Below are 5,688 nucleotides of genomic sequence, written 5' to 3'. Positions count from 1 at the left end.
TATATATCTTAGATCACTTTTAAGAACATCTTTTATTTGAATTTTTATTTTTATTTTTTCTGTATGAAATAATAAGCCTTGGACCAAGGAAATATTATATTTACGTAAAAGATCAATTGCAGATATTTCTTTAAATTTAAAAACCTTATTATAATTAGGTAAATCAGAATATATTTTATCTTGAATTTTTTGAAATGAAATTTGAGATAAATTTGAGATCTCAGTTTTATAATCTTCTAAATTTAGGCTTTTATCAGACTGAAAATATAAATTTGATTCTTTAAATATAAAATTTCTAAAATCAGAAATATCAGAATTTTCGTTTGAATCAAATTCGAGTCTGTCATTTAATAGTTTTATCAATCCATTTTTAATTTTAATATCTATATCTATGACAGAAGAAATACTTTTAACTTCTTCTTCTAAAACAATTTTTGAATTACCAATTGAATTATTATATATTTCTATAATATTTTGACAAAATAAATTCAATTCTTCATCATGAATATTTATAAATATAGGCTTTATATTTCCTTTATATTTTTTATAATTAAGGAGTTCTTTTTTGGTAAGCACTATGCATTTTCCTTCTTTGATTGACAAAATACTCGCCTGTTCCAGCTGAAATTAATTCATACAAATAAGCTTTTTTACCTTCTTTTGCCCTTAAAATTCTCCCGAGTCTTTGAACATGCTCTCTTACAGCTCCACTACCTGATACAATAATTGCAACATTTGCATCAGGTACATCAACTCCTTCATTCAAAACTTTAGAAGTAACTAAAATACAAAATTTTCCTTCTCGAAAAGAATTTAAAAAGTATTCTCTCTCTTTTACTTTTGTATGATGAGTGATTACGGGTAATAAGAACTTTCTACCAATATTATAAGCGGTTTCATTGTCTTGAGTAAAAATTATGATTTTATCATATCTATGTTTTGTTATGAGTAACCAAACTTCATTAAATTTATTTTCTGTTGTTAATGATATTTTTTTTTGTTTCATATAGGCATTAAAGGCTATTTTACCTTCTTCTGATTTACAGGACAATCTTAAAAAATCTTGCCAAGCATTCGGGAAACTAAAATTGATATTATTTTTTTTCAAAAATTGTAAATAAATTTTTCTTGCTTCATCATAAATAAATTTTTCATTTAAAGACATTTCAACTTCAATTGTTATAATTTCATATGGAGATAATGTAATTCCTTCTAAACTTTTAATATCAATTTGATAACAAAGAGGCCCACATAATTCATACATTTTCTTTTCTCTACCATCACTCCGCTCAGGAGTCGCTGTTAACCCTAATCTAAATGGAGCTATTGAACATATTGCTGTATATTGCATTTGTTCACTTGGTAAGTGATGACATTCATCAAAAATTAAAAAACCAAATTTGTTACCTTTTTGTGTGACATGAATTAAAGCAGAATCATATGTAGCTACTGTAATATCTTCAATAATATTATAACCACCACCTAATAAACCAATTGGTCTATTGAAATATTTTTTTAAGACTTCAAACCATTGTGTCATTAAATCTATTGTAGGCACATGAATTAATGTTGGTCTTTGAATTTTAGAAATGGCAATAATACCCAAGATCGTTTTACCCGCACCTGTTGGTAAAGTAATAACTCCTAAAGAACCATAAGAAATCCAAGAATTTAAGGCTTCATTTTGATAATTTCTCGGGTTAAGATATGTAACAATTGGAAATTCAGTTGGAATAAAATCTTTTGCATTATCTAAATAAGAGATCTTATTCTCCCGCAAAGACAAAATAAATTTACGATAATGATAAGCTGGAGCTCGATAAGCAAGTATACGATCATCCCACTTGAAAAATAATAAATATTTGTTAAATTCACAATTGTATTGTTTAACAATAAGAGTTCCTTTGTCAAAAAAAATTTCAAGCAAGACATTACCTCCAAAATAGGTGTGTTAGCATGAATTATGATTAAACTAAAGAAAAGGCGAATCTATGATAGAGTTCAAAGGTATTCATAAGTGGTATAATAAAAAACTCCATGTATTAAATGACGTTAACTTATTTGTTAAAAAAGGGGAAGTTGTTGTTGTATGTGGTCCTTCAGGATCTGGTAAATCAACATTAATCCGAACTGTTAATGGTCTTGAATCCATAAGTGAAGGTTCTTTAATTGTTGACGGTATAAATATTTCTGACCCCAAAACAAATATCAATAAATTGCGCAGTGAAGTTGGATTTGTTTTTCAGCAATTTAATCTTTATCCCCATTTATCTGTATTAGATAACATTACACTTGCCCCTATTAAAGTAAAAAAAATAAAAAAAAATGAAGCAGAATCCATAGCTCTCGATCTTCTAAATAAAGTTGGACTTTCAAATAAAAAAGATTCCTTTCCTGCGCAATTATCTGGTGGACAGCAACAACGAGTTGCCATTGCAAGGGGACTCGCAATGCAACCTAAAATCATGCTCTTTGATGAACCCACTTCTGCACTTGACCCGGAAATGATAGGAGAAGTCCTTAAAGTAATGAAAGACCTGGCCAAAGGTGACATTACAATGATGGTTGTTACCCATGAAATGGGTTTTGCTCGAGAAGTTGCAGATAGAGTTGTATTTATTGATTTTGGTAAAATAATTGAAGAAGCGACTCCCGAAGAATTTTTTAATAATCCAAAATCAGATCGGGCAAGACAATTTTTAAAACAAGTTTTAACACCGATGCAAGCGTAGTTTTTTATATCCATTTTTTTTTAAGGAGTTTTTATATGAAAACGTTTTCAAGAAGAATCCTGATTTCCTTATTCTCAGCTATTCCTTTATTATCAATTGTTACTGTTTCAAGAGCGGATGTTGCTGAAATTAAGAAAAAAAATGTACTTGTTGTTGGAGTAAAAGATTCTCTTTATCCCTTTGGTTTTATCAATGAAAAATCACGAACCCTAGAAGGATATGATATCGATTTTGCAAAAAATATTGCAGATAAATTAGGAGTAAAATTGGAATTAAAACCTGTTACCTCAGCAAACCGTATTCCCTTATTATCAGAAGGTAACGTCGATCTTTTAGCTTGTACAATGACAATTACTCCAGAAAGAGCCCAACAAATTAATTTTAGTTATCCTTATTTTGTTTCAAAACAAAAATTTATTGTTAAAAAAGGGACTATTAAAAGTTTAAAAGATCTTGAAAATAAAAAAATTGGAACAACAAAAGGTTCTACTTCTGAAATTAACGTAGCAAAAGCTGTCCCATCTGCAAAAATACTCTCATTTGATGACTATCCTCAAGCTTTTCTTGCTTTACAACAAGGAAAAGTAGCTGCCATTACAACAGACGAATCCATTCTTGCTGGGATTCTTTCAAAAGCTACAAAAAAAGAAGAATATGAGTTGCCTACATTTGACATTTCAAAAGAACCTTATGGTTTAGGAGTAAATAAACAAAATCCAGAATTATTAAAAATTGTAAATCAAACCATTTTAGAAATGGAGAAAAATGGAAAAGCAGCTGAAACTTTTAATAAATGGTTTGGCCCAAAATCATCCGTTCCGCTTGCAAGAGATTTTAAAATCAGCCCATAAAAATGCATTAGCATTTCATAGCGATTTTTGACTTTTTAATGCGGGAAAATCTATGTCTTCATATCAATTTGATTTATCCATAATTACCAATGGTAAGTTTGCTCAAATGTTACTTGATGGTTTAATAACCACAATCCAGTTATCAAGTGTATCTTGTGTTCTGGCATTTATTATAGGGTTGAATATTGCTGTAATGCGATTGACTTCTTTCACACCCATTCGCATTTTTGCGCAATGTTATCTTGAGTTTTTTAGAAATACACCCTTAATTGTTCAACTTTTCTTTTGGTACTTTGGATCTTTCCAAATATTGCCTGCTTTTATAAATGATTGGTTAAATAATTTAAATTTTGAATTTGCTGCCGCTGTTATTGCCCTTACTTTTTATACATCCGCATTTATTGCCGAAGATATTCGTTCTGGTATTTTAGCAATTCCGAAAGAACAAATGGAAGCTTCTCGAAGTAGTGGTTTTTCATATATAAGATCAATGCATTATATTATTTTACCACAAGCTGTTCGGCTTACCATTCCGCCTCTAATCAATCAATTTTTGAATTTAGCTAAAAACTCATCTATGGCAATGGTAATTGGGGTGGGTGAATTAACCTACCAAGCAAGACAAATTGAGAGCCAATCTTTTAAAAGTTTTGAAGCCTTTTTTGCCGCAACTTTTATATATGTTTGTATTTCTTTTATAATATCTGGAATTATTAATATATATGATAAAAAAGTTCTAAATCCAATGGGCAAAGGAACTCACTAAAATGGAAAGTATTTTCGATTTTTCTGTAATATCCAATAATTTTCTTCAATTTATGATTGGTCGTTACCCTAATGGCCCTTTAGGTGGATTAGCGCTAACACTTATACTTGCATTCATTTCTGTTATTTTTTCAATTATTTTTGGACTAATATTAGGACTTTTATGTATTTCAAGAAATTCATTTATTCGTATTCCAGTTAGTTTTTTTGTTAACTTAATAAGAGCAATGCCATTATTAATGGTGATATTTTGGATGTTTTTTTTACTCCCAGCTTTAACAGGTGGAAAATTTCCTGAAAATGGAACCGTTGTTTTTGCATTAACTATTTTTACTTCTTGTTATATTTCTCAAATAGTAAAAGCAGGAATTGCAAGTATTCCTAAAGGACAGACAGAAGCATCTCTTTCTAGTGGCTTAACTTATTGGCAGACAATGCGTTATGTCGTTTTGCCACAAGGTTTAAGAAATATGATTCCATCATTTGTAAATCAGTTTGTTTCTTTAATTAAGGATACTTCTCTTGGATATATTGTTGGTGTTTCTGAACTTACGCAAGTTGCCCAACAAATAAATAATCGGACTCAAAATTATGCTGCTGAAATTTTTATTTTCTTAGCAATCATTTATTTTATCATCTGTTTTGCTTTTACTACACTCAGCAGATGGCTTGAAAAAAACTTAGCATGGCGAAAATCTATTTAAATTTTATCAATCTTGTTTTGGTTTTTCTCTCTTTTTTCTTCCCAAAAGTAGATCGTTCATAGCTGATTGCCGATCTTTATCCATTTGATTTCCAGAGAATATACTTTTAAGAAATCCTCCGGTAAATTCAACTGTTTTTTGTGGAGCTGCTAATGTTTCTTTAATTGGCTCTATTTGTTTATTGATAGTCTTCAATCCTGAATTCATTTCTTCCTTTATAGATGCTCGAAATGAGCCATCCATGCTATCCACTTTCTTACTTAAACTGTCTGTGCTATTTTGATTTCTATGTATTAAATTTTGGGTTTCCGATTGTCTCAGCAAAATATTTTCTTCGGTTTTTGCTTGTTGCTGCTTAACTTCGTTTAATTCATTGCTAGTTCTATTTTGATTTAACATCATTTGATTTTGAGTTTCAAGTTGTTTCTGTCTAATTTCTTCTTGATTATTTTGATTTTCTGTTTTAATTTCATTCAAAATTGAGCGGTTTTTTTTACCATTAAAAAAAGCTAAAAACTTTGTAAGCTTATCTTTATATGGAGAATCTAGATGAGCATCCCACCATATTGGCAAATTCGTTAATAAATAAATACTAAAGTTTATTTTTGAGCCCCATTGATAAATATGATAAAGAGC

At 29.6% G+C, this 5,688-nt stretch carries 7 protein-coding genes; 4 read left to right on the top strand and 3 right to left on the bottom strand.

What is annotated here, in order from left to right; translation table 11 throughout:
- The coding region (locus ACIQ56_RS13730) for a DUF790 family protein (RefSeq protein WP_397601615.1) at positions 1-576 on the bottom strand (576 nt) is incomplete at its 3' end.
- Positions 551-1,927 (bottom strand): DEAD/DEAH box helicase, encoded by a 1,377-nt coding sequence (locus tag ACIQ56_RS13725; protein ID WP_397601614.1) that lies wholly within the window; start codon positions 1,925-1,927, stop codon positions 551-553. The genes ACIQ56_RS13730 and ACIQ56_RS13725, both read right to left, overlap by 26 nt.
- A 64-nt stretch (positions 1,928-1,991) precedes the next feature.
- Between ACIQ56_RS13725 and ACIQ56_RS13720 the strand changes: the two genes are divergently transcribed.
- Genes ACIQ56_RS13720 through ACIQ56_RS13705 form a run of 4 tightly spaced genes read left to right on the top strand, consistent with a single transcriptional unit; the run spans position 1,992 to position 5,052 of the window.
- A complete protein-coding gene (locus ACIQ56_RS13720) occupies positions 1,992-2,732 on the top strand; it encodes an amino acid ABC transporter ATP-binding protein (RefSeq protein WP_397601613.1) in 741 nt (246 codons plus the stop codon).
- A gap of 35 nt (positions 2,733-2,767) precedes the next feature.
- Positions 2,768-3,583, top strand: a complete 816-nt coding sequence (locus ACIQ56_RS13715; RefSeq protein ID WP_397601612.1) for an ABC transporter substrate-binding protein — start codon at positions 2,768-2,770, stop codon at positions 3,581-3,583.
- A gap of 52 nt (positions 3,584-3,635) precedes the next feature.
- Positions 3,636-4,349: an amino acid ABC transporter permease gene (locus ACIQ56_RS13710; protein ID WP_397601611.1), complete on the top strand. Its 714-nt coding sequence runs from the start codon at positions 3,636-3,638 to the stop codon at positions 4,347-4,349.
- 1 nt (position 4,350) lies between these two features.
- The gene (locus ACIQ56_RS13705) at positions 4,351-5,052 is read left to right on the top strand and encodes an amino acid ABC transporter permease (protein WP_397601610.1); all 702 of its coding nucleotides are present in this window, start codon (positions 4,351-4,353) and stop codon (positions 5,050-5,052) included.
- A gap of 6 nt (positions 5,053-5,058) precedes the next feature.
- Here the strand turns inward: ACIQ56_RS13705 and ACIQ56_RS13700 are convergent.
- A partial coding sequence (locus tag ACIQ56_RS13700) for a hypothetical protein (RefSeq protein WP_397601609.1) occupies positions 5,059-5,688 on the bottom strand: 630 nt, incomplete at its 5' end.

The sequence above is a fragment of the Silvanigrella sp. genome, assembly GCF_044369315.1.
In the GTDB taxonomy this organism is placed as follows: Bacteria; Bdellovibrionota_B; Oligoflexia; order Silvanigrellales; family Silvanigrellaceae; genus Silvanigrella.
The sequence above is the reverse complement of the archived record's forward strand: the minus strand, read 5'-3'. Positions and strand labels throughout refer to the sequence as shown.